Below are 24075 nucleotides of genomic sequence, written 5' to 3' on the forward strand. Positions count from 1 at the left end.
GGAGAGAAGATGATGACCCGGAATTTCACGCGCGCAGCCCTTGGCGTCCTGATGGTCGCAGCGACCACCGCCCCCGTTTTCGCGCAGGTCCGTGACGGCGGACGCCCAGAGGGGCGCTACGACATGAGCCGTGCCCCCTGGTTACGCCCCGGCTACCGCCTTGAAGGCGCCGGCGTGCCTGTGCTCTTCCGCGAACTGCGCGACACGCCGCGCGGCCGCGCGTTCGTGATGCCGAACTTCGACGCGAACGGTGATGGCCGGATCAGCCCGCGGGAAGCCGACGACGCCAACCGCGAATTCGCGCGCATTGCAGGCCCGCGCCGCGACCGCTTCGACTGGGATGCATACGGCCGTGACCCGCGCGGCTATCGCGGCGACCGCGGCGGCACGACTGTAGTCGAGACCACCACGACGTGGGACCGCGGCGCGATGCGCAACTACGGCTTCCGCCAGACCCCGCGCGGCGCGACGCTGACGCTGCAGGAGGACGTGCTGTTCCGCACCGACAGCGCCGTGCTGCGTCCCGGCGCGATCGAGAAGCTGCAGCCGCTCGCCCGCTATTTGCGCGGCAACCCCGGCGTCCGCGTCGCGATCGACGGCTTCACGGACTCGCGCGGGACGGATGCGCATAACCAGGACCTGTCCGAGCGTCGCGCGGCTAGCGTCCGCCAGGCGTTCGACGACATGGACGTCGTCCGCGCGCGGTTCAGCGTCGTCGGCCACGGCGAGCACGACCCGGTCGCGACCAACGCGACGCCGGCCGGCATGCGCCTCAACCGCCGCGTCGAGGTGACCCTGCTAGGTCAGCGCGCCGACCGCTTCTGAAGCAAGGACTCCCTCGCCCCTCCGGGGAGAGGGAAGGGGCCCGCGGCCCTTGCCGTGGGAAGGGAGAGGGGAGTGAGGCTCGGGCGCGCACCCCAACTCCCCCTCACCCTCCCGTCGCCTCCGCCTCCTCCCTCCCTCTCCCCAAGGGGAGAGGGGCAATCGAACCGCTGTCCTACACAGCCAGACCCTGTCACCATCCCCGCATGGCGATCCCAACCCCCTCGAAACCGGCACGCCCGAAACGCGAAGTACACACTCACGCCAAAACGCTCCCGGCGTCTGCACTTCCTATACTTCACTCGCCGACGCCCCAGCCCCTACAGGCCATTTCGCTTCCGTTTCGGCCCCCGAATGCCTATATACTCGGCATGGCATCCAACCCCGAAACCAACAATCCCAACCTCCCGAATATGGGCGACTATGGCGCGGACTCGATCAAGGTCCTGAAGGGCCTCGACGCGGTCCGCAAACGCCCCGGCATGTACATCGGCGACACAGACGACGGTTCCGGCCTCCACCACATGGTGTTCGAGGTCAGCGACAACGCGATCGACGAGGCGCTGGCGGGGCATTGCGACCGCATCGACATCGTCCTCAACGCCGACGGATCGGTCTCGGTCACCGACAACGGTCGCGGCATCCCGACCGGCATCCACACCGAGGAAGGCGTGTCCGCAGCCGAGGTCATCATGACCCAGCTCCACGCCGGCGGTAAGTTCGAGAACACCAACGACGAGAACGCATACAAGGTCTCGGGCGGCCTGCACGGCGTCGGCGTTTCGGTCGTCAACGCGCTTAGCGAATGGCTCGACCTGACGATCTGGCGCAACGGCGAGGAGCATTACATGCGCTTCGCGTTCGGCGACGCGGTCGCGCCGTTGAAGGTCGTCGGTCCCGCCACCGAAGGCCAGAAGGGCACGCGCGTCACGTTCTTCCCGTCGCCCGCCACCTTCAAGATCACCGATTTCGACTTCGACAAGCTCGAACATCGCTACCGTGAGCTCGCCTTCCTCAACTCGGGCGTCCGCCTGTTCCTGAGCGACGCGCGCAGCGAAGAGCGCAAGACCGTCGAGCTCTATTACGAGGGCGGTATCGCCGCGTTCGTGAAGTATCTCGACCGCGCCAAGCTCCCGCTGATGCCCGAGCCCGTCGCGATCAGCGGCACGCGCGACGACGTCACGATGGACGTCGCGCTCCAGTGGAACGACTCGTATTACGAGAACGTCCTCGCCTTCACCAACAACATTCCGCAGCGCGACGGCGGCACGCACATGGCCGCGTTCCGCGCCGCGTTGACGCGTACGCTCAATAACTACGCCGAGAAATCGGGGATGTTGAAGAAGGAGAAGGTCCAGCTCACCGGCGAGGACATGCGCGAAGGCCTGACCGCGATCGTCTCGGTCAAGCTGCCCGACCCTAAGTTCAGTAGCCAGACCAAGGACAAGCTCGTCTCGTCCGAAGTCCGCCAGCCGCTGGAAAGCCTGATGGCCGACAAGATGGCGGAGTGGCTGGAAGAGAACCCCGCGCACGGGAAAGCGATCGTCGCCAAGATCATCGACGCCGCCGCCGCGCGCGAAGCCGCCAAGCGCGCCCGCGAACTGACGCGTCGCAAGGGTGTGATGGACATCGCCTCGCTGCCCGGCAAGCTCGCCGACTGCCAGGAGCGCGATCCCGCCAAGTCCGAACTGTTCCTGGTCGAGGGTGACTCGGCAGGCGGCTCGGCAAAGCAGGGCCGTGATCGCCATTTCCAGGCGATCCTCCCGTTGCGCGGCAAGATCCTCAACACCGAGCGCGCGCGCGAGGATCGCATGCTGTCGAGCCGCGAGATCGGCACGCTCATCACCGCGATGGGCACCGGCATCCGCGACGATTTCAACGCGGACAAGCTGCGCTACCACAAGATCGTCATCATGACCGACGCAGACGTCGACGGCGCGCACATCCGCACGCTGCTACTGACGCTGTTCTATCGCCACATGCCCAAGATCATCGAGGGCGGGTATCTCTACATCGCCCAGCCGCCGCTCTACAAAGCGACCAAGGGCCGGTCCGAGGTCTACCTCAAGGACGACGCGGCGCTCGACGAATATCTGGTCGATGCGGGCGTCAATACGATGGTACTCGAAAGCCCTGGCGGCGGCCGCTCGGGCCGTGACCTGAAGGATCTGGTCGATCACGCGCGTCGCATGCGGACGCTGATGCGCTACGTCCCCAAGCGCTATGATGCCGGGATGATCGAGGCGCTGGCACTCGGCGGCGTGTTCGATCCGGAGGCGTCGGTCGAGGATCGCACCTCGCGTCTGGAGATCGTCACGCGTCGTCTCGAACTCGACGACGGCGACGCGCGTTGGACCGCGGTGCTGACCGAGGACGGCGGAATCCACTTCCAGCGCGCATGGCGCGGCGTCACCGACCACCACATCATCGAGGCCAGCTTCCTGGTGTCGGCTGAGGCGCGCAAACTGCACGCGCTGTCGGGCGAGCATGCCGAGAGTTATGCGCAGACCTCGAATCTCGTCCCCGCGAGCAAGGCGTCGCAGGCCGAAGAGCCCGAGGCGGAAGAGGGCGCGGACGCCGGTGCCGGTGTGATCGGCTCGGTCACCGCGGTCGCCGCACGCGGTTCGACCCAGGTCTCGCGTCCGAGCCACCTGCTCGACGCGATCCTGACGGCAGGGCGTAAGGGTCTTGCGATCCAGCGCTACAAGGGCTTGGGCGAGATGAACGCGGAACAGCTCTGGGAAACCACGCTTGACCCGTCGGTCCGCTCGATGCTCCGCGTCACCGCGGTCAACGCCGAGAGCGCGAACGAGATCTTCACCCAGCTGATGGGCGAAGTCGTCGAACCCCGCCGCGAGTTCATCCAGGACAACGCGCTCAACGTCGCCAACCTAGACGTCTGAGACGATACAGCGCGGACCGTCGCAAGGCGGTCCGCGCGCAGGGTGGGACTTGCGTTGGTTGTGGATCGTTCCAACCCCGTCATCCTGACGAAAGCCAGGATCCAGGGCCAGGAACGTAGCCGCCCGCTACTCGAAATTCCGACTTTCGTCAGAATGACGGGGTTGGATGGAAGATCTATTCCACGACAAGCAACCGCCGAACGCTAACGGCGGTGCCCGGCGAAACGCTCTTAGTTGAGCGTCGTCATTTCCACGGGCTTGCCCTTGGTGGTCGGGTTCGACGCATTCGCCCTGGGGGCTTTTTCGGCCTTGGGTTTGCGAACTTCCTTGCTCGATTTCTTCTGGCTCTTGGCCATGACCACACCTCATGGGGCGGAAGGCCCCACGGCGACGCTACACCTTTCGCCGGCGATACACCCGTCTTATCGCGGAGCCGACGCAAGCAGGCCCAGCGTCGCCCGGTCGTCTTCGCCCCCGAAGAACCGGTCCAGCGCCGCGCGAAACGGCGAAGGGTCTTCGGCAACGGCAGCGAACAGCGTCATCGAGGAGCGCAACTTCACCGCGTCGATCCCGCCAAGGATCGCCTCGGCGGATCCCGCCGCAGCCGTCACCGCCCGCGCAACCTCGATCAGTCGCGGCCCGAGCACGGGATGCGCGAGATACGCCCGAGCCTCGTCCGCGCCGACGATCGCATAGGTCCGCGCCATCTCGCTCTGCCCCAGCCCGGCGATCTGCGGGAAGATGAACCACATCCAGTGACTTCGTTTGCGGCCCGCGTGCAATTCGGCCAGCGCCTGCGGGTACACGCCGTCCTGCGCGGCGACGAAGCGGTCGAGATCATGCGTCATCATCGCCACATGGTCAGGCCATTCGGTCCCCGCAACCCTAATGCCTGCCGGTACGTTGCACCCGTAACGATCGAGGAAATGCCATGAAGACGATGATCACCGTTGCGCTTCTTGCCGCACCCTTGTTGCTCGGTGCGTGCGGGAAGAAAGACGATCCTACGAACACCGCCGCTCCAAGCGGGTTCACGCCCCCCGAAACGCGCGCGCCGACGCCGATCGCCGGACAGGCGCAGACCACGCCGATCACCGCCTATGTCGGCAAATATCCGCATGATGCCGTCAGCGGGGTCGATTTCTTCGACCGCACCGATGTCGCGACCGGTCTAGTCCATGCGGTCGGCGATGCGAAGCTGCGCGAGATGATCCGCGGGCGTACGGGGCCGGAGACGCCGATCTTCACGCTGGGCAACCGCGTCGCCGCCTGGGGCTGCGAACAGCATAATTGCGGCGATCACAACTGGGCCGTGCTCGTCGATCCGAAGGGCGGCAAGACCGAAGTCTGCTACCATGACGCGGCGACGATGGGCACGCGTAGCGACTGGTACGACGGTGCCGCGCCCGCCCGCCGCGACGCCGCCTGCCCCTCGCAAGGATAAGCCATGCTCGAACACATCCCCGCCTGGCTCGGCGCCGCGATGAGCGGTCTGCGTGCCGGTGCCGACAAGCTCGCCATCGTCCAGTTGGGCAGCGATTTCGAGACGCTCGACCTGTCCAGTCCCGCCTTCGCGCATGAAGGCCGCCTGCCGCCACGCTTCACCGCGGATGCGGAAGCCAGCGAGGGCGTATCGCCGCCATTGGTCTGGAGCACGCCGCCGACCGGAACCGAGCGCATGGTGCTCGTCGTGGAGGATCCCGATGCCCCGGCACCGCAACCTCTTGTCCATGCGATCGTCTGGGGTCTCGAAGCCGATGCGGGACAGCTGGCGGAGGGTGCGATTGTCGCGGACGGCGCTGGCGACGATACCGGCGGCCGTGATGTCGGACGCAACTCCTATCTGCGCGAAGGCTGGCTGCCGCCCGATCCACCGCGTGGGCATGGCGAGCACCGTTATGCATTCCAGCTTTTCGCGATCGGCGCGGGAGCAGGGGATCCCGGTACGACACCGGGTCGCTCTGCGGTTATCGACGCCATTACCGGTCATGTCTTGGCGGCGGGGTTGTTGATCGGGACCTATTCGCGGGAAGAAGATGCACCGGTCGGACCGGTTGGGATCGGCGCGCCGGCCTGATCCAGCAGTGAAGCCCGGTCCGTCATTGGGCCACGGCCCGGATCGTCAGGCCAGCGCGCTGCCGGCATGTGACACGATCAACAGGATCGTGGTCGAGAAGGCGGCGAGGGCGATGATGATGCTGCGGTTCATGGTGATGCTCCTTGGCGCAGCGGTCAGGCGATCGGGATGATTGGCGTGGCGGCGCTGACGGCGATCGCGGCAAAAAAGAGCGCGCCGACGAACGAGAGAGCGATACGCTGGGCGGTTTCGAAACGGAGCGACATGGGAAATTCCTTCGACTGGTGGGTGCCGGACCATCCAGCCTCCCATGTCGAATGAACTGCATGCACCGTGCCAGTTTTTTAACGCGTTGATCTAGCTAGGATTTCTAGATCGCCCGCCGAGGAGTTGGGAAAACGCGCCATGCCAGCGCGGTAAATCGCACCAACTTCCAGGATCAGGCCGCGCAAACCTGATCGCGACCGCGTTCCTTGGCAGTATACAGCAGCCGATCGGCACGCTCGAACGCGGTTTCGGCGGGTTCATCGGCGTGGATCGCGGTGATGCCCGCCGAAAACGTGATCGTCCCCAGCGCCGTATCCGTCTCGCGATTGCGATACCGTTTTTGCGCGACCGTCTGGCGAACCGTATCGAGCAGTTCGGCAGCATGGGACAGGCTCACGCCGCTCAGCAGCACCGCGAACTCCTCGCCGCCATGACGGACGACGAGATGTGGCGCGCATTCGGTCGCCATCGCCTGGCCGATCGCGATCAGCACGCGGTCGCCGACGCCGTGGCCATGCAAATCGTTGACGTGCTTGAAGCGATCGATGTCGCATACCGCCAGGCAGTAAGGCCCCGCGCCCGGATCGCGCCCGGCAAAGGCTTCCTCGAATGCGCGGCGGTTGGGCAGGCCGGTCAGGACGTCGCGCCGCGCCGTATCGCGCGCTTCGGCAAGTTTGGCGCGTAACGCATCGGTCTCCGCGGTTGCCTCGGCCAGTCGAACTTCGCTGTCGTGGATGCGCGCGATCATCGAGCTGGTGATCCGGGTGATCTCGTCGATCTCCGCCATCTGCGTGATCGAGGCCGCGCTTCGGGCCAGATCGCGCCCGAAACCGGCTGTTTCGGCCTGCATCGTCCGCATCATCTGCGCGAAGTCGTCGACCTGTTGCTGTGTCTCGATGACCAGCGCGTCGGCCGTATCGGTATTGGCGTCGGACGTCGCCGCGCGGCGTTTTCTGACGGTTGGCGGGTCGTCCGCGACACGCCCCGCGAGTCGCTCGATGTCATGCGCCCTCAACCGAACACCGTGCGCCGTCAGCCGCGACACGGTCTTGGCCAATGGTCCGGTGGGGGCGGACAGCACTGCAAACGCGAACGCGTAATGCGCGGGATCGGGGCTAAGCCCATGTTCGGCCAAGAAACTACCGATGCGCTCGAACAGCGTGCTGTCCGGCGATGATTCGATCACTGGCTTGGCCGCCCGCGCATTCCGCATGTCACTCTCCGCCTCTCGATCTAAATCAATAGACCCAAAAGCGTTAGGATAGCGTCACTGACCGGCAATTATTTGCCGGCCGTTGTAATTATCTACCGATTTACCGCCCCGTGAGCTTCTGAACGGCGGCGAGAGTGGTCGCGACGTGCTCGGCGGGGTTCATGTCGTCGTGCACGAATGCGACTCGGCCATCCTTGGCGATGACGTAGCTGGTGCGCTTGGTGATATCGCGGCCCGCGATCTGCTTGCCGAGTGCGACGTCGTAGCCCTTGACCACGTTAGGTCCGGCGCTCGCGACCGCGAACTTGCCCGCGCACTTCTCGGCCGAGAACTTGCTGAGCGTCTCGACGTTGTCGGCTGACATGCCGATCACCGTGCCGCCTGCCTTGGTGAACGCCGGGATCGCTTCGGCAAACGCGTGCGCTTCGGCGTTGCAGCCGCCGGTGTACGCCGCCGGGAAGAAGTAGAGCACGACCGGACCCTTCTTCAGCTGCTCGGCGAGGTGGACGGTGAACACCTTGCCGGCGATCGCGCCGCGCGTGGTGAAATCCGGAGCTTTGGCGCCAGGAGCCAGTGCCGCCAGCGCAGGCGCCGCGACGAGGAGGGCGGCGGTGGTAGCAAGTGTCGAGACGAGGCGCATGGATGATACTCCGTTTAGATCGCAATGACCTACGCCGGCACGAACGATCCGTCCATTGCCCGTGACGCCCGCGCTCGATAGGCTGGAAATATGCCAGTAACCCAAGCCGATATCGATCTCGCGCACCGCCTCGCGGATGCTGCGGGCAACGTCATCCGACCCTATTTCCGCCATGAGCACGGCGTCGAAATCAAGGACGACCAGTCCCCCGTCACTCGCGCCGACCGAGAAGCCGAATCGGCGATGCGCCGGCTGCTCGACGCCGAGCGCTCGGGCGACGGCATCGTCGGCGAGGAGTATGGCGAGAAGACGGGCGTCACCAATCGCAAATGGGTGCTCGACCCGATCGACGGCACGCGCAGCTTCACCGTGGGGCGCGCAATCTTCGGGACGCTGATCGCCTTGGTCGAGGATGGCTGGCCGGTGCTCGGGATCATCGACCAGCCGATCCAGCGCGAACGCTGGGTCGGTGTCGCAGGGCGTCCGACGACGCTGAACGGCGTACCGGTCCGCACGCGCACCTGCCGCGAACTGGCAGGCTCGACGATCGCCACCACCAGCCCGCATCTCTTCGACGAGGTCGACGTCCCGCACTACTTGGCGCTGGTCGCGGCAATCTCGGGCGGCAACCCACGGCAGGGGCCGGTGTATGGCGGCGACTGCTACAATTACGGCCTGCTCGCGAGCGGGCATCTCGACGTGGTCTGTGAGTCAGGCCTGAAGCTCTACGACTTCGCGGCGTTGGTACCGGTGGTCGAAGGCGCGGGCGGGCGCATGTGCGACTGGAACGGCGACCCACTGACCGCGGATAGCGAGGGACACGTCTTGGCGATCGGCGATCCCGCGCGAATGGACGACGTGCTGGAGGCGATGCACCGGTTACAGGATGCACACGATCACGATGCGCACGACGGCCACGATCACTGAGAAAGATTCCCCTCCCGCCTGCAGGAGGGGCTTAGGGGAGGGCAAGACGTCCGTACCGACGTCCGGCATGCGATCAGCCCTACCCCAACTCCGCAAGTGGGAGGGGAGCTAAAGGGCGGTATCGCAAACCGCAACGCGCCCATCTCACCGCCCCATCCGTCATCCCGGCGGACGCCGGAACCCACGGACACGGAACGCCAGCCGTCTATGCGCGCCCTTCCAATAGCACTGGCGTCGGCTTGACCCGAGAACGGGCGACGTAGGGAAAGGGCCGCAAACTTCGCCCCGCGCCCTCAGAAGATCCCCAGAAACTTCTTCTTCTGCCCCTTCCGCTCCGCTGCCGACGTCTTCCCGTCCTCGGCCTTGGCGGTCGTCCCATGCCCCACGTCATCGCGCGGCTGGCCCTTGGTAGTCCGCTGCGCCGCCGCCGTAGCCCCGGAGAGGACCGGCCCACACGCGGTGGACTTCGCATCCCCGACATCGACGAACGCCAGGATCCCCGCAACCGGCGTTGCGACCAGCGCCAGCCCAAGCCCGCTGCCGACCCGCGCAAGCAGATCCTTCGAAATTACGTTGAGCTTCGGCGCGGCGAACATTCCGCCGACTCCAACCGGCGATTGCCCCGCAAATAGGCTGAACTTCTTCGAATCGGCTCGGAACGCCAGGTCCACCGCCTCATTACGGAAGCTGAACCCACCGCGGCCGACGATCACGTTCTTGCGCGTATCGATCAGGATCGGGTCCGCCGCCGCGACACCGCCGCGCACGGTAAAGCCGATCAGTCCGCAATTGATCTGTACCGGCTCGTCGAGCTTCCCCTGGAACATCCTCTGCGCGAACGTGCCGATGTCGAGTTCAGCCAACTGCACGTTGCGCACCGAAAGCGCCCCCGACGGCAACACGAACGCGATCCGGCCACGTGAGGACGCCAGCGAATCGTGGATCGAATCGCCGCGGCCATCGAGCTTGATGCGACCCTTGACGGTGCCGGTCGTCCCGGCCTCGGTCAGGCCATAGCCCTTGAGAAGACGACCCAGCGGCGTCGGCGCGAGGCGGATATCGTACGAGACCGCGCTCGGCCGTGCGCGCGTATCGAAGATCACGTCCGAGGCCACGTTGCCGCGCGCCATCGAGAAGGTCAGCGGCGACAGTGCGAGGCGCCCGCGTTCCAGGTCGAGCGTCAGGTCGACGTTCGAGATCGGCAGGTTGCGCGACCTTACGACGCCGATCGTCCATTTCAGGTCGGCATCGAAGATCTGCATCGTCGCGACCGGCAGGTTCCCGTCGGGCAACAGGCGTTGCGGAGCGGCGCCCGTCGCGGCGGCGGCCGCCACTGCGCCGCGCGATTCGACGATGTCGGGATTGAAGCCGATGAACGGGGCCGCATCGATGATGTCGAGGCTCTTGGTCGTGAGCACCGAATCGAGATGGATGCGCTCGCCGTTGACGATCGTCAGTTTGCCCGCGAGATCGGTCCGGCCCGCAAAGCCGCGCAGGTGCGTGAAGGCGTATTCGTCGCCCTGCTTGATCAGCTGCGCGCGCAGTTTGTAGGTCCGCGTGTTCGGGATCGCGACGTCGATCACGCCCAGCAGCGTCGACAGGTTTGCGCCGCGCGCGGTCACGGCAAGCGGCACGTTCTCGACATCGGCGATGCTCGGCAGCGTGCCCGCGACGTCGATGATGTTGCCCGCCGCCCGCGCCCGCGCGACCAGCTTGTTCTGTCCGCGGTTGGCGGTCGCATCCGGCGACAGCAGTTGCGCGGTCACGGTGAACGGCGTCTCGCGCAACCGCCCCGTGCCCGTCAGCCCGACCGCACGCCCGATCGTCGCATCGACCGAGCGGATGTCGGCGACCTTCAGGTCCGCCAGCACGCGCATCCGCGGATCGAGATAGCGCACCGTCGTGCCCGTCACGGTCGCCACGTCGATCCGCGGGAATTCGAGCGGCTTGCCGCCCTTCTTGTTCGAGAACGTCCAGGTGTTGGCCGAATGCGCCGCGTTCCACTCCAGATCGACTGCGCCGTTGACCAGATCGAGCCAATACAGCCGCCGCTTGCCGAAGATCAGCGACAGCGGTGCGAACCGCGTGTCGAGTTTGTCCGCCTGGAACAGATTCGGCTTGCTCGCCCAGTCGGGGTTCGAGAGCGTGAAGTTCTCCGCGTACAGCTTGATGCGGAACGGCGCGAAATAGAGCTGGAAGTCGCCGCGCACCGTCAGCGTCCGGTGCGTCAGCGATCCGACGACGCGCTCAAACGGGTGCTTCAGGAAGCGCCCCTTGGTGATGTACAGCACCAGCCAGATCGCGACGATGACCGCGACGATCCCGAGCAGGATGTTGCGCAGTATCCGCCGCTTGCGACGTTTTTGCGCGGAGGCTGCTTCCGGGGCTACGGAAGGGGTCTCGATCGGCTGCGTCGGGCTGTCGTCCATGATTCGCCTATCGCACGACAGCCGCGTCAGTTCCACAACGGTTGATATGGCGGATCATTGCGTCTATGCGGCCCGCTTCCTCGAAGGGAACGCGTTCGACGAATCGCCCGGCCAGTGTGGGCTGCCGCGGCGATTTCAGCGTCCTCCTTCGTAACCGAAAGGATAAAAATGCCCAAGCTGAAGACCAAGAGCGGCGTCAAGAAACGCTTCAAGCTCACCGCCACCGGCCTGCTCAAGCACGGCGTCGCCGGCAAGCGTCACCGTCTGGCGCATCACAACGGCAAGTACATCCGTCAGAACCGCGGCACCAAGCTGCTGTCGAAGGCCGATACCGCAGCAGTGAAGGCCTGGGCGCCTTACGGCCTGCGTTGAGCTGAGAAGGAATTAGACAATGGCACGCGTAAAACGGGGTGTTACCACCCGCGCCAAGCACAAGCGTATTTTGGTTCAGGCGAAGGGCTATTATGGCCGTCGTAAGAACACCATCCGCATCGCCCGTCAGGCCGTCGAGAAGGCCGGACAGTACGCTTATCGCGACCGCAAGGTTAAGAAGCGCACGTTCCGTGGCCTCTGGATCCAGCGCATCAACGCCGGCGTCCGCGCCGAGGGTCTGACGTATTCGCAGTTCATGCACGGCGTGAAGCTTGCAGGGATCGAACTCGACCGGAAGGTCCTGGCCGACATCGCCATGCACGAGGGCGCTGCGTTCAGCGCGATCGTCGCCCAGGTGAAGGCGGCTCTCCCCCAGGCCGCGTAATCCGCGACTGAGTTGAGTTTCGGGAGGGCGTCGGTGGGAGACCACCGGCGCCCTTTCTGCGTTTTGGGGGCGGAGCTTTAAACGCCGGAGCGCTGGAAAGCTTCATAAGTGTCCCGAACGACCCGACCTCCCCAACATCCGTTCCGCCCAACCCCCTATCCGTCATCCCGGCGAACGCCGGGACCCATGGTTACGGCGGACCTGGCGATAACGTGCTACCATCACCCGGCCCGCTACCATGGGTCCCGGCTTCCGCCGGGATGACGGGGGTGTTGATGATGGATCAGAAAGATCCGGCACGCGGGCAAAGGGGGAGCACGAAAATGCGCGAAACCTTTCAGCCGTGCGTCTATATCCTCCACTCCCGTCGCCACGGCACGCTCTACATCGGCGTCACCTCAAATCTCCTCGCACGCCTCGTTCAGCACCGAGAGGGGTTGATCCCCGGCTTCACTCGCCGGTACGGCGTCAAGCGTCTCGCCTTATTACGAGATGTTCGACACGATGGAGGCCGCGATCGTTCGCGAGAAGCGGCTGAAGGACTGGCGAAGAGCGTGGAAGATCGACCTGATCGAAGCGCGCAACGAAAATTGGGACGATCTGGGTATCGGCCTCGGGCTGCCCCGCCTGACCGAACCCGCCCTGGGAGTATGACGTGACGCAAGACCTGAACCAGATGCGCGACCACATGCTGACGGCGATCGCCGCCGCATCCGGGCTCGATGCGCTCGATGCGTGCCGGGTCGAGGCGCTCGGCAAGCAGGGCACGATCACCGCGCTGCTGAAGACGCTTGGCAAGATGACCCCCGACGAGCGCCTCGTCCAAGGCCCGTTGATTCAGGGCCTCCGCGAAGCCGTCGCCAACGGCATCGCCGAGCGCAAAGCCACGCTCGAACGCGCCGCGCTCGACGCGCGCCTCGCGAGCGAAACGCTCGACATGACGCTCCCCGCGGACGCGACGCCCGCCGGCACGATCCACCCGGTCAGCCAGGTTATGGACGAACTCGCCGAGATCTTCGCCGACCTGGGCTTCGCGGTCGCCACCGGTCCCGAGATCGAGACCGACTGGCACAATTTCACCGCGCTCAACATCCCCGAGACGCACCCCGCACGGGCGATGCACGACACTTTCTATCTCCAGCAGGGGATCGACGCGAAGGCCGCCGGCACCGCCGACGAGAAGACGACCTTCTCGCTGCTGCGCACGCACACGTCGCCGGTCCAGATCCGCACGATGTTGAGCCAGAAGCCGCCGATCCGCATCATTGCGCCCGGCCGCACCTACCGCTCGGATTCGGACGCGACGCACACGCCGATGTTCCACCAGGTCGAGGGCCTCGTGATCGACAAGGGCATCACGCTCGGCCACCTGAAGTGGACGCTTGAGACGTTCGTGAAGGCGTTCTTCGAGCGCGACGACATCGTGCTCCGCCTGCGCCCCAGCTACTTCCCGTTCACCGAGCCGTCGGTCGAGATCGACGTCGGCTACACGCTGGTGAAGGGCAAGCGCGTCGTCGGCGGCGCCGAGCCCGATGGCTGGCTCGAGATCCTCGGCTCGGGCATGGTCCACCGCAAGGTGATCGAAGCGTGCGGGCTCGACCCCGACGAATGGCAGGGCTTCGCGTTCGGCTGCGGCATCGATCGTCTCGCGATGCTCAAATACGGCATGGACGACCTCCGCCCGTTCTTCGACGGCGATATCCGCTGGCTCAAGCATTACGGCTTTTCGAGCCTCGACGTCCCCACCTTGTCCGGCGGAGTCGGCGCATGAAGTTCACCCTCAGCTGGCTCAAGCAGCACCTCGACACCAGCGCCACGCTCGACCAGATCGTCGAAGCGCTGACCCGCATCGGCCTCGAAGTCGAAGGCGTCGAGAATCCCGGCGAGAAGCTCGCCGCGTTCAAGATCGCCAAGGTACTCAGCGCAGAACGCCATCCGCAAGCCGACAAGCTCCAGATCCTGTCCGTCGACGCCGGTAACGGTCCGTTGCAAGTCGTCTGTGGCGCCCCCAACGCCCGCGCCGGCCTGGTCGGCGTGTTCGGCGCACCCGGTGCGTACGTCCCCGGCCTCGACGTCACGCTCAAGCTCGCCAGCATCCGTGGCGTCGAATCCAACGGCATGATGTGCTCGACGCGTGAGCTGGAACTCGGCGAGGATCACGACGGCATCATCGAACTGCCCGCGGACGCCCCAATCGGCACCGCGTACCCCGACTATGCCGGCCTCACCGACCCGGTCATCGACGTGGCGATCACGCCCAACCGCCAGGACTGCATGGGCGTCCGCGGCATCGCGCGCGACCTTGCCGCTGCCGGCCTCGGCACGCTTACGCCGCTGACGTTCGACACGTTCACGAGCGAGGGCGCAGGTCCCGACGTCCGCACCGACGACACCGCTGGCTGCCCCGCCTTCTTCGCCCAAACCGTCACCGGCGTGACCAATGGCGAGTCCCCCGAATGGATGCGCCGCAGCCTGATCGCGATCGGCCAGAAGCCCATCTCCGCGCTCGTCGACATCACCAACTATCTGATGATCGACCTCGGCCGTCCGCTCCACGTCTACGACCGCGCGAAGCTTTCCGGCGGCCTCGTCGCGCGCAAGGCCAAGGACGGCGAGCAAGTCGTCGCGCTCAACGGCAAGACCTACACGCTCGACGCGACCATGACCGTCATCGCCGACGACACCGCCGTGCACGACATCGGCGGCATCATGGGCGGCGAGCATTCCGGCGTCTCGGCGGACACCACCGACGTGCTGATCGAATGCGCGTATTTCGATCCCGACCACATCGCCCGCACCGGCCAGAAGCTGACGCTCACCTCCGACGCGCGGAGCCGCTTCGAACGCGGCGTCGATCCGGCGTTCCTCGAAGATGGCCTCGCGATCGCCACCGCGCTCGTGCTCCACATCTGCGGCGGCACGGCCAGCGACGTCACGCGCTCGGGCGAACCCCCGCTCGAACCGCGCGTGATCTATTACGACCCGCGCCTTAGCGCAGACCTCGGTGGCCTCCACGTCGCCCCCGAACGCCAGGCGCGGACCTTGTTGTCGCTCGGCTTCACGATCGGCGCGATCACGTCCGCCGATGCGTTCAGCGACGCGCTGTTCTCCACGATCGAGGGCAAATGGCCGGTCACGGTCCCGAACTGGCGGCGCGATGTCGACGGCCCCGCCGACCTCGTCGAGGAGGTCGTCCGCATCGAGGGCATCGATAATATCCCCTCGACGCCGCTCCCGCGCATGCCCGGCGTCGCCAAGCCGACCGCCACGCCCGAGCAGAAGCTCGAACGTAGGGCGCGCAGGGCCGCCGCTGCCCGTGGCATCGACGAGGCGGTAACCTGGAGCTTCCTCTCCGAAGCCGAAGCAGCCCCCTTCGGTGGCGGCGCGTGGATGCTCGCCAACCCGATCAGCGAAGACCTGAAAGTCATGCGCCCATCGCTGCTCCCCGGCCTGCTCGCAGCGACCGGCCGTAACCTCAAGCGTGGCCAGCAGAGCGTCCGCCTGTTCGAGATCGGCCGCCGTTATCTGGCCGAAGCCGAGCGCGCGACGCTCGGCGTAATTCTCGCCGGCGACCGCCGCCCCCGCGGCTGGCGCGAAGGCAAGGCCGCCAGCTTCGACGCGTATGACGCGAAGGCCGAAGCCTTGGCCCTTCTCGCGGCCTCGGGTGCGCCGGTCGATAATTTGCAGGTGATGGGCGAGGCCGGCGACGCATGGCACCCCGGGCAGTCGGGCACGCTTCGCCTCGGGCCGAAGACGGTGCTGGCGAGCTTCGGCATGCTTCATCCGTCTGTGCTGAAGGCGTTCGACCTCGACGGTGCGGTCGCCGCGGTAGAGGTCTATCTCGACGCGATCCCGCCCAAGCGCGCCACCGGCTTCGCGCGTCCGGCCTATACCCCGCCAGCACTCCAAGCCGTCCGCCGCGACTTCGCGTTCCTCGTGCCGGCGGGGCTCGCCACTGACACGCTGGTCCGCGCGGTCAAGGGCGCCGACAAGGTCGCGATCGTCTCGGCGCGCGTGTTCGACGTGTTCACTGGGGCAGGGGTGGAGGACGGCCACAAGTCGGTCGCGGTCGAGATCGTCCTGCAACCGGCCGCCAAGAGCTTCACCGACGAAGAGATCAAGGCGATCGCCGACAAGGTCGTCGCGGCGGCCGCAAAACAGGGCGCGACCCTGCGCGTTTAACCGTGCCCTCACCCTTCCCACGGCCAAGCGGCCGCGGGCCCCTTCCCTCTCCCCCGAGGGGAGAGGGAGAGACGCCAAAGGCGGCGAGGGTGAGGGCACGCGCTGGCGTCCTCTCCACCCGAACCACCCTTCTTTCGTCATCCCCGCGGAGGCGGGGATCCAGACGGGCTAACCAAGCGATTCCATCGACAGCGTCGCCACTCTGGATCCCCGCCTCCGCGGGGATGACACGAAGCGCATAGACCGTTCGACCGTCACGGAGACAGAGATGACCGACCTGATCACGATCGCCAACGACCACCTCACCGCGCAGATCAACCCGCACGGCGCCGAACTCACCCACCTCCACGACGCCGATGGCCGCGAACTGATGACTAACGCCGACCCGGCCTTCTGGACCGGCCACGCCCCGATCCTCTTCCCCGTCGTCGGCGTCGTCAACGAAGGCGTCATCCGCCTCGACGGCCAAGCCTACCCGATGCAGAAGCACGGCTTCGCGCGTCATTCAACGTTCGAAATCGTCGCGCAGTCGGAAAGCTCCGCCACCTTCCGCCTCACCGACAGCGAGGAAACCCGGAAGGCCTACCCGTTCGCGTTCGCCCTCGACATCGTCTTCACGTTGGACGGCGCGACGCTGACGCTCCAGGCGCACATCCACAACCGCACCGACGTTTCGATGCCGGCAAGCTTCGGCTTCCACCCCGCCTTCGCTTGGCCGCTCCCCTACGGCAAGCCCCGCGCAGACCACAGCATCACGTTCGACGCCGACGAACCCGGCAAGCTCAAGGCGATCAGCCCCGACGGCCACATCGCCGTCGACGAGCGCCCCTCGCCGGTCGAGGATCGCGTGATCGCCCTGCGCGACGAGCTGTTCGCCAAGGATGCGCTGGTCTGGGACCCGATCCATTCCGACACCGTCACCTATGGCGCCGAGACCGGCCCGCAGTTGAAGATCGCCTTCCCCGACACGCGCAAGCTCGGCATCTGGACCAAGCCCGGCGCGGCCTATGTCTGCGTCGAGCCGTGGCACGGCATCGCCGATCCCGAAGGCTATACCGGCGATTATCGTGACAAACCCGGTGTGTTCGAGATCCCCGCCGGCGGTACGAAGCGCATCGAGATGAGCGTGACGCTGGTCCAGGAACACTGACGAACTCCCCTCTCTGAAAGGGAGGGGCAGGGGGTGGGTAGGTTTCCGTATCACGGCACGGTCGCGACCAAAGGTGACCGACCCACCCCCAACCCCTCCCTTGCAGGGAGGGGAGAGCGTTCATCTCCAAGGCCTCGAGGCGCTCCCACTACACAGCAACAGCGCCTCGCGCGCACGCCCCTCTGTCCTCCACGCCTCACATCTGCCAAGAGCGGCATTAAGCCCGCCGCGTTCTCCAACTGCATCCCGCCACACCGCGCGCGGACTGCAGCTTGGGCCTAACCCGGCCTAACCTTCTTTTCCCAGCCAAGTCCGACGACTCGGCTCACCGGACCGACGCCATGACCCAATTCCCCCGCCGCACCTTCGCGATCATCTCGCATCCCGATGCCGGCAAGACCACGCTGACCGAGAAGCTCCTCTATTTCGGCGGCGCGATCCATCTCGCCGGCGAGGTGAAGGCGCGCGGCCAGACGCGGCGCGCGCGCTCCGACTGGATGAAGATCGAGCAACAGCGCGGCATCTCGGTCACCTCGTCGGTGATGACGTTCGAGCGCCAGGGGATCACCTTCAACCTGCTCGACACGCCGGGCCACGAAGACTTCTCCGAGGACACCTATCGCACGCTGACCGCGGTCGACTCCGCGGTCATGGTGATCGACGCCGCGAAAGGTATCGAACCACAGACCCGGAAACTGTTCGAGGTCTGTCGCCTGCGCAACGTGCCGATCATCACCTTCGTCAACAAGGTCGACCGCGAGGGCCGCGATCCGTTCTCACTGCTCGACGAGGTGGCGGAGATGCTCCAGCTCGACGTGTGCCCGATGAGCTGGCCGGTCGGCATGGGCGGCGAGTTCGAGGGCGTCTACGATCTCTACGCCAACACGCTGAGCCGCCCCGAGGGCGACAGCCGCGAATTCATGGGCAAGGCGATCCCGTTCACCGGCATCGACGATCCCGAACTCGCCAAGATCCTTAGCCCCGAAGCGATGGTCCGCCTGAACGACGAGGCCGAACTCGCACAGGGCGGCTATTCTAGCTTCGACCCCGAGGCCTATCGCGCGGGCAATTTGACGCCGGTCTATTTCGGGTCCGCGCTGAAGGACTTCGGCGTCGCCGAACTGATCGCCGCGCTCGCCGACTATGCCCCGCCACCGCGCGCGCAGCCGGCCGAGCCTGCGCCGGTCTCGCCGGACGAGCCCGAAGTCACCGGCTTCGTGTTCAAGGTGCAGGCGAACATGGACCCCAACCACCGTGACCGGATCGCGTTCATGCGGCTATGCTCGGGCGTGTTCAAGCGCGGCATGAAGCTCACCCCGACCGGCCACGGCAAGCCGATCGCAGTCCATTCCCCGATCCTGTTCTTCGCACAGAACCGCGAACTCGCGGACGAGGCGTTCCCCGGCGACATCATCGGCATCCCCAACCACGGCACGCTCCGGGTCGGCGACACGCTCAGCGAGAAGGCCGCGATCCGCTTCACCGGCCTGCCGAACTTCGCGCCTGAAATCCTGCGCCGCGTCGTGCTCAAGGACTTCACCAAGACCAAGCAGTTGCGCAAAGCCCTAGACGACATGGCCGAGGAGGGGGTCACGCAGGTGTTCTACCCCGACATCGGCTCGAACTGGATCATCGGCGTTGTGGGACAGCTCCAGCTCGAAGTGCTGCTGTCGCGCCTCGACGCGGAGTACAAGGTCGCGGCCGGGCTCGAACCCGCCCCCTACGAGACCGCGCGCTGGATCACAGCGGAAGATCCGCTGGAACTGAAGACCTTCGCCGAGATCAACCGCGGCGCAATGGCCAAGGACCGCGACGGCAACCCCGTCTTCCTCGCCAAGAGCGCCTGGGAAGTGAACTACATCGCCGAACGCTACGCCAAGATCCGCTTCGCCGCCACGCGCGAGCGGTAACCGGATCGGCAAGGCATCGGGGCGGCCAACGCCGCCCCAATGCTTCGTAATTACCGCTTTGGCGCGGCCGCAAACGCCGCCTTCAGGTGCGCGATCGCCAGCGTGTTCGCGTCCTGCGCGCCGCGTACGACCATGCCCATGTCGAAGAACTCGTGCGTCACGCCTGGAAACGTGCGCTGCTCGACCTTGTCGCCGGCCGCACGCATCGCCGCCGCGAGCGTCTCGCCGTCGGAGCGTAGCGGATCGATCTGCGCATTGATGATCGTCGTCGGTGGCAGGCCGCGCAGGTTCGCCTTGACGAGGTTCAGGCGCGGGTCCTGCGCATCGGCTGGCATGGCCTGGTAATAATGCCCGAACCACTTCAGCATCGCGCCGTTGAGCGGCTTCGCATTGGCCGAGTCCATCCGCGAGGGCAGCGTCATGCTGCTGTTGGCGATCGGATAGACTGACAGGATGTGCAGCGGCGTGGTCAGGCGATTGTCGCGTGCATAGATCGCGGTCGCGACGGCCAGATTGCCGCCTGCGCTCTCACCGGCGACCGCGATCTTGCGCGGATCGCCGCCCCAGGATGCGGCGTTCTGCAGCGTCCAGCGATAGGCGGCGGCAGCGTCGTCGTGCTGTGCAGGAAACTTGAATTCCGGTGCGTGGCGGTATTCGACCGATACGACGATCGCGCCAAGCTGCTTGGCGAGCAGGCGCGGGGCAGCATCATAAGTGTCGACAGTTGCGATCACCCAGCCCCCACCGTGATAATAGACGATCACCGGGAGGTTCTTCGCGTTCGCTAGCGACGCAGGCTTGTAGATCCGCGCGAACTGGTTGGCATCGCTGCCATAAGGAACGTCCCGCGTCGTCACTGTGGAGTCGGGCGTCGCCGACAGGCCGTGCTTGACCATCACCGCCTTGGCGGCGTCGGCGGCGGACGGCTGGGTACGCGCGACGGCGGGCGTCAGCGTCTCGATCGGCTTGCCACCAAGCGCCGCCAGCTGGTCGAGCACTACCTGCATGTCCGGCGCGGCCTTGGCCGGCTTCGTCGCGGCCACGGGCGGTGGGGGCGGGGGAGCGGCATCGACCGATCGTGCCGACTGCGCGACCGCGTGGGTCGTCAGCGCGATCCCGGAAGTCGTGATCAGCGCTGCGGCGGCAAGCGCCGTCATGGCGCGCGACGAACGATTGGTCATATGATGGAATATCCTGTTCGAGTGCCCCCACTCGCCGGCTTAAACCTCAATCATACCGACTTCGTTCCGGTGATCGGACCGTAACCCACGCATATCAAACGTATTTCAAAAGGTGGTCGGCCGTCCAGCTACCCAGGTTTCGACGACCTTGTCGGCATCGCCGATCGATCGCGCGGGATTGCCGTCGAGCACGAGCAGGTCGGCGCGCAGTCCCGGCGCGATGATACCGCGGTCGCGCAACGCCAGCAGGCCCGCAGCGTTCGCGGTGGCCACCTGCAACGCCTGTACCGGGGGCAGTCCGGCCTGCACCATCAGCGCGAGTTCCCGGTGTTCGGCGATGCCGGGAACGCGAACCGCACTTGCGCCACTGTCGGTGCCGAAACCGATCTTCACGCCGGCATCGTAGAGCGTCTTCAGGTTGCGCAGGTTCATCGCCAGCGACGTGCGCGCGTCGGCGGTCTTTGGATCTGTCAGGATCTTGGCGCGCCATGCCGGATCGTCGATCTGCCGGGCAAGCGCCGGTGACAGCGCCGCCCGTGCGAACGGGGTCAGCGTCCACGGCGCGCGATCGGCCCAGGCGAACGTCGCTTCGTCGAGCTGGAGCGTGGCGATGTACCAGACCCCCTTCGCCTTCAGCGTCGCAACGAAGCTTGGTGGCACAGGCTTGTCGCGAACGCCGTGTGCGATGATGTCCGCACCTGCCGCGACGATCGCCTCGGCATCCGCCAGATCGTGGATATGCGCGGCGACGCGAAGCCCGCGCGCATGCGCCTCGGCGATCACGGCGTTGTAGATCGCCGGGCTCATCTTCGCCGGTACGCTGCCGCCGAAATCGTCAAGCCACAGCTTTACCAGGTCGGTCTTCTCGGCGGCCATCATCGCCACCGCCTTGCGTGCCTCGTCCGCCGTCGACGGACGGAAGAGCTGGTCAGGACCGACCTTGAGCATCGACTGGGGCGGCGCGCCGTTGGGAACGCCGATGCCCTGCATCACCCCGAACAGGTCTGCGCCAGCGATCCCCCCGGCATGGGCGTCGGCACGGATGGCGGCGAACGACGGCGCGTTGTTGCCCAGTGCGGTCACCGTGGTGACGCCGTAGCGGCGGAACTGCGCGAGCTGCGCGACGATGTTGGCGCGTGTGTAGTTCTGCGCGCCGGTCTCGGTGCCGCTCACCTGCCCGACATGGCTATGGTCGGAGATCAGCCCCGGTATCACGCTGCGCCCGTGATAGTCGCGTCGCTCGGCCCCGCCCGGAACCGCGACCTTGCCCGCCGCGACGATCCGCCCTTCGGTAATCACGATCGTCGCATCCTCGACCGGTGCGCCGCCGCGCCCGTCGATCAGCCGGACCCCGGTGATCGCCACGGTCTGCGCGAGCGCGGGCGTCGCGAGGGCACTGGCGGCCAGCAAGCCCGAAACCAGATAGCGCATCATCGTTCATCCTCGATCGGTGCCGTCATCACGACGCGCAGCCCGGGCATGTTGTCGTCCTGCTCGATCGTCCCCGACAGTCCGGCGACCACCGCGTTCATCATCCGGCTGCCGAACCCGACTCGTCCGTCCGTCGCGGGCGCACCCTTGCCGACGCCCTTGTCCGCGACGATCAGCCGCAACCGGCTACGATGCTGTTCGAGCGCGATCAGGATCGGGCCGGGCTTGCCGGCATAGGCATATTTGCTGGCGTTGATGATCAGTTCGGTCAGCACCAGTCCGATGTTCACCGCGCGGTCTGTGGGTACCAGCACCGGCGCCAGATCCAGGCTGATGTGTGCCGACCAGTCTTCGCCGAGCGACGTCTTCATGTCGTCCGCGAGTTCCTCCAGATACCGCGACAGGTCGACCGACTCGACCTGATCGTCGCGGTACAGCCGGCGGTGGACCAGCGCGACCGCTGCGAGCCGCGCCTGTGCTTCGGCCAGATGCGCCTTCACCTTCGCATCGTCAGACGACTTCGCCTGCAGCGACAGGAACGCCGCAACCAGTTGCAGGCTGTTCTGCACGCGGTGATTGACCTCCTTCATCAGGACGTCCTTCTGCGCGATCAGTGCATCCTTGTCGGCGAGCGTCCGCTGGAGGTCGGCGTTCAGCAACCGTAGTCGCTGGTTGACGTACGCATCGTGGAACGCCCGACGCAGCCGGTGCGCGGCCTCGATCTCCTCGCGCGTCCAGCGTCGCGAGCGACCGCTGACCGCCTGCGTCCAGGATTCGAACGAGGTACGCGGCGTCAGCATCGCATTCGGATCGAGCGAAACCGCCTTGTGAGGATTGCCCGCCCACTCGACCTCTTCGATCTGCTCGGCACGAAACCACAGCAGCACCGCTCCCTCGTCGACCAGCGACAGCGCGAGCAGACCGCTTGCCTGCGCACGGTATGCTTCGGCGCGGGGAAACAGCGACGGCAGCTCGTGTGTCGTGAACGGCTCGATCACACCGCGCGTGCGTGCCCATGCCGCGAGATCGAGAATGTCGTCCTTGCTCGGACACGGCCCGTCGGTGTCGACGATCGTGCCCTCGACATAGGCGAAACCGTCGCCGCCGAGCATCCGCCGAAGATCGTCGCGCAACGCGGCGACGATGCTGCGCGGGGCCGGTTCGGTCGCGAGCTTGGGGATGACCGCATCCTCCGCCGCGCGCAGCCGCAGCCGCTCGCGGTACGTCTCCGCCTCTTCCTTCGCGCGGATCTGGCGCGCCAGCCCGCTGGCCAGCGTCGCCGACGCCGCACGAATGTCAGGAGTCAGGCCCTTTGGCGTGCCGTGATGGCAGGCGATCAGGCCCCAGAGCAGCCCGTCCTTGACGATCGAGATCGATGCGGATGCCGCCACGCCCATGTTGGCGAGATAGCGCAGATGGATCGGCGACACGCTGCGTAGCGCGACGTCACTCAGGTCGAGCGTCTCGAACCCTGCCGGGCGCAGCACCGCAGGCACGTAATCGATCGTCGGGATCGTCCGCGTCCGGTTGCGCACGTACAGCGCACGCGCCTGTTTTGGGATGTCCGACGCGGGGAAATGGTGATTGAGGAAGGTGCCGAGCCCTGTCGCCTTGTCCTCGGCCATCACGCGGCCCGCCTCGTCGTCGAGGAAGCGATAGACCATGACGCGGTCGAAGCCCGTCAACTGCCGGAACGCAGTCGCGGCGCGCTCGCACAACGTCTGGAGGTTGCTCGCGCGCTCGAACGTCATCGCCATCGCGTTGAGACGGCCGAGCATGCCGGCCGCAGTGACCGGTTCCGCTTCGACGGGTTCGAGTTCGACCAGCACATGCTCGGCGGTGCGGTGAAGGGTGACGTCGAACCGTTCGGTCAGGCCCGCTACCGGCAGTCCGGCGAGTGCCACGCCAGCGACCGTGTCGTTGGCGGTGAGTGTCGCACCGATGTCCTGCGCCAACAGCGCCGACAAGTCGTTGCCGAGCCAGTCGGGGGTCAGGCGAGTTTCGAGATCGCCCGCGCCCGCCACGACCGTCAGGCTGGTCGCATCGGCGACGAGCAGCAGGCCATGCGGCTGGATCGCACCGGGGATGTGGATCGGCTCGCGGTCGCACGCATTGAGGTCCAGCCCCACGCCATCGGTGGAACCGGCAATATCGCTCGACGCGTTCATCTACCCGAAACTCTCCTA

Annotated in this window: 19 protein-coding genes and 1 pseudogene; 12 read left to right on the forward strand and 8 right to left on the reverse strand. The window is 66.2% G+C overall.

Annotated features, from left to right (window positions below; genetic code table 11):
• Nucleotides 1-9 precede the first annotated feature (9 nt).
• Entirely contained in the window at nucleotides 10-825 is an 816-nt protein-coding gene (locus tag C8J45_RS09785) for an OmpA family protein (protein WP_258191394.1), read from the forward strand.
• A 368-nt stretch (nucleotides 826-1193) separates the two neighbouring features.
• Entirely contained in the window at nucleotides 1194-3725 is a 2532-nt protein-coding gene (gyrB, locus tag C8J45_RS09790; RefSeq protein ID WP_107963063.1) for a DNA topoisomerase (ATP-hydrolyzing) subunit B, read from the forward strand.
• A gap of 230 nt (nucleotides 3726-3955) precedes the next feature.
• On the opposite strand, the gene C8J45_RS19600 is transcribed toward gyrB, so the two are convergent.
• Together C8J45_RS19600 and C8J45_RS09795 are read right to left on the reverse strand one after the other, a co-directional pair.
• Nucleotides 3956-4081, reverse strand: coding sequence for a hypothetical protein (locus C8J45_RS19600; protein WP_258191395.1), 126 nt, complete (start codon nucleotides 4079-4081; stop codon nucleotides 3956-3958).
• A 66-nt stretch (nucleotides 4082-4147) separates the two neighbouring features.
• Nucleotides 4148-4573 carry a DUF1810 domain-containing protein gene (locus tag C8J45_RS09795; protein ID WP_219907366.1) on the reverse strand — a complete coding sequence of 142 codons (426 nt, stop codon included), beginning with the start codon at nucleotides 4571-4573 and terminating at the stop codon, nucleotides 4148-4150.
• 83 nt (nucleotides 4574-4656) lie between these two features.
• Between C8J45_RS09795 and C8J45_RS09800 the strand changes: the two genes are divergently transcribed.
• Nucleotides 4657-5169, forward strand: coding sequence for a hypothetical protein (locus C8J45_RS09800; protein ID WP_107963064.1), 513 nt, complete (start codon nucleotides 4657-4659; stop codon nucleotides 5167-5169).
• 3 nt (nucleotides 5170-5172) lie between these two features.
• Nucleotides 5173-5802, forward strand: coding sequence for a YbhB/YbcL family Raf kinase inhibitor-like protein (locus tag C8J45_RS09805; protein WP_107963065.1), 630 nt, complete (start codon nucleotides 5173-5175; stop codon nucleotides 5800-5802).
• A 439-nt stretch (nucleotides 5803-6241) separates the two neighbouring features.
• On the opposite strand, the gene C8J45_RS09810 is transcribed toward C8J45_RS09805, so the two are convergent.
• Both C8J45_RS09810 and C8J45_RS09815 read right to left on the reverse strand, forming a co-directional pair.
• The gene (locus tag C8J45_RS09810; RefSeq protein ID WP_107963066.1) at nucleotides 6242-7282 is read right to left on the reverse strand and encodes a GGDEF domain-containing protein; all 1041 of its coding nucleotides are present in this window, start codon (nucleotides 7280-7282) and stop codon (nucleotides 6242-6244) included.
• Between the two features lie 100 nt (nucleotides 7283-7382).
• Complete coding sequence (locus C8J45_RS09815; protein ID WP_107963067.1) at nucleotides 7383-7922, reverse strand: peroxiredoxin; 540 nt, start codon at nucleotides 7920-7922, stop codon at nucleotides 7383-7385.
• A 90-nt stretch (nucleotides 7923-8012) separates the two neighbouring features.
• On the opposite strand from C8J45_RS09815, the gene C8J45_RS09820 reads away from it, so the two are divergent.
• Nucleotides 8013-8849 (forward strand): inositol monophosphatase family protein, encoded by an 837-nt coding sequence (locus C8J45_RS09820; RefSeq protein ID WP_107963068.1) that lies wholly within the window; start codon nucleotides 8013-8015, stop codon nucleotides 8847-8849.
• Nucleotides 8850-9142: 293 nt separating this feature from the next.
• Here C8J45_RS09820 and C8J45_RS09825 read toward each other — a convergent pair whose 3' ends face one another.
• Complete coding sequence (locus C8J45_RS09825; protein WP_181321182.1) at nucleotides 9143-11278, reverse strand: AsmA family protein; 2136 nt, start codon at nucleotides 11276-11278, stop codon at nucleotides 9143-9145.
• Nucleotides 11279-11446: 168 nt separating this feature from the next.
• Between C8J45_RS09825 and rpmI the strand changes: the two genes are divergently transcribed.
• The 7 genes and pseudogenes from rpmI (at nucleotide 11447) to C8J45_RS09860 (ending at nucleotide 19277) form a co-directional block, all read left to right on the forward strand.
• On the forward strand, nucleotides 11447-11650 hold the full coding sequence (gene rpmI / locus C8J45_RS09830) for a 50S ribosomal protein L35 (RefSeq protein WP_031395289.1): 204 nt from the start codon (nucleotides 11447-11449) through the stop codon (nucleotides 11648-11650).
• Nucleotides 11651-11669: 19 nt separating this feature from the next.
• Complete coding sequence (gene rplT / locus C8J45_RS09835) at nucleotides 11670-12035, forward strand: 50S ribosomal protein L20 (RefSeq protein WP_056054375.1); 366 nt, start codon at nucleotides 11670-11672, stop codon at nucleotides 12033-12035.
• A gap of 323 nt (nucleotides 12036-12358) precedes the next feature.
• Nucleotides 12359-12689, forward strand: a pseudogene (locus C8J45_RS09840) (GIY-YIG nuclease family protein).
• Nucleotides 12690-12711: 22 nt separating this feature from the next.
• A complete protein-coding gene (gene pheS, locus C8J45_RS09845) occupies nucleotides 12712-13806 on the forward strand; it encodes a phenylalanine--tRNA ligase subunit alpha (protein ID WP_181321194.1) in 1095 nt (364 codons plus the stop codon).
• Nucleotides 13803-16217, forward strand: coding sequence for a phenylalanine--tRNA ligase subunit beta (gene pheT, locus C8J45_RS09850; protein ID WP_107963070.1), 2415 nt, complete (start codon nucleotides 13803-13805; stop codon nucleotides 16215-16217). Before pheS ends, pheT begins: the two co-directional genes overlap by 4 nt.
• A gap of 268 nt (nucleotides 16218-16485) precedes the next feature.
• On the forward strand, nucleotides 16486-17367 hold the full coding sequence (locus C8J45_RS09855; RefSeq protein ID WP_107963071.1) for an aldose 1-epimerase family protein: 882 nt from the start codon (nucleotides 16486-16488) through the stop codon (nucleotides 17365-17367).
• A gap of 341 nt (nucleotides 17368-17708) precedes the next feature.
• Nucleotides 17709-19277 carry a peptide chain release factor 3 gene (locus C8J45_RS09860; RefSeq protein WP_107963072.1) on the forward strand — a complete coding sequence of 523 codons (1569 nt, stop codon included), beginning with the start codon at nucleotides 17709-17711 and terminating at the stop codon, nucleotides 19275-19277.
• A 50-nt stretch (nucleotides 19278-19327) separates the two neighbouring features.
• On the opposite strand, the gene C8J45_RS09865 is transcribed toward C8J45_RS09860, so the two are convergent.
• The 3 genes from C8J45_RS09865 to C8J45_RS09875 all read right to left on the reverse strand — a co-directional run bounded on the left by C8J45_RS09865 (nucleotide 19328) and on the right by C8J45_RS09875 (nucleotide 24057).
• Nucleotides 19328-20458, reverse strand: coding sequence for an alpha/beta hydrolase (locus C8J45_RS09865; protein ID WP_258191396.1), 1131 nt, complete (start codon nucleotides 20456-20458; stop codon nucleotides 19328-19330).
• A gap of 105 nt (nucleotides 20459-20563) precedes the next feature.
• Nucleotides 20564-21892, reverse strand: a complete 1329-nt coding sequence (locus C8J45_RS09870; RefSeq protein WP_107963073.1) for an amidohydrolase family protein — start codon at nucleotides 21890-21892, stop codon at nucleotides 20564-20566.
• Nucleotides 21889-24057, reverse strand: coding sequence for a histidine kinase dimerization/phosphoacceptor domain -containing protein (locus C8J45_RS09875; protein ID WP_107963074.1), 2169 nt, complete (start codon nucleotides 24055-24057; stop codon nucleotides 21889-21891). The genes C8J45_RS09870 and C8J45_RS09875 overlap by 4 nt, the downstream gene beginning before the upstream one ends.
• Nucleotides 24058-24075 lie beyond the last annotated feature (18 nt).

The sequence above is a fragment of the Sphingomonas sp. PP-CE-3G-477 genome (assembly GCF_003050745.1).
In the GTDB taxonomy this organism is placed as follows: Bacteria; Pseudomonadota; Alphaproteobacteria; order Sphingomonadales; family Sphingomonadaceae; genus Sphingomonas.